This is a genomic window from Sulfitobacter sp. HI0129, from assembly GCF_001635395.1.
GTDB lineage: Bacteria > Pseudomonadota > Alphaproteobacteria > Rhodobacterales > Rhodobacteraceae > Sulfitobacter.
The window spans coordinates 1-394 of the sequence record NZ_LWGH01000773.1; the positions used below are offsets into that span (position 1 = coordinate 1).

The 394-nt window shown below is 50.8% G+C and carries 1 protein-coding gene; it reads right to left on the bottom strand.

The features are described 5' to 3' along the window. Positions 1–172: recombinase family protein (locus A3764_RS18815; RefSeq protein ID WP_161487515.1), on the bottom strand; the 172-nt coding region annotated here is incomplete at its 3' end. Between the last annotated feature and the right edge of the window lie 222 nt (positions 173–394).

A 394-nucleotide genomic window follows, 5' to 3' on the forward strand; every position in this document is an offset into this window, starting at 1 on the left:
TGCGCAATGCCTTGAGGCAGGCCTCCAGACCGGATCGGTCGTCTTTCTTTCCTGATGCAAGGTCAGAATAGATCTGATCCTCTGCAACGTCGGCGGCGATCAGCGCATCCCGTTGCAAATCGAGGGACTGACTGCCGTCGGCTTTCGAGACCCGCGCATAGCCGATCAGCATGTTTCACAAACGTTCGTTTGAGATGATCTGGAAAACGACGAGCTTTCGGCCATCAGAATAATTCCTTATTCAGTATCTTAATCATAAATACCCAAACCATATAGGGAAATCAAAAGAAACATGGCGCATCGTACTATCCTCACCGAGCGTCAGCGCTCAGCACTTTTTGATCTTCCAACCGATGAAACGGCGATGTTGCGCCACTACACCCTTGCCGACGAC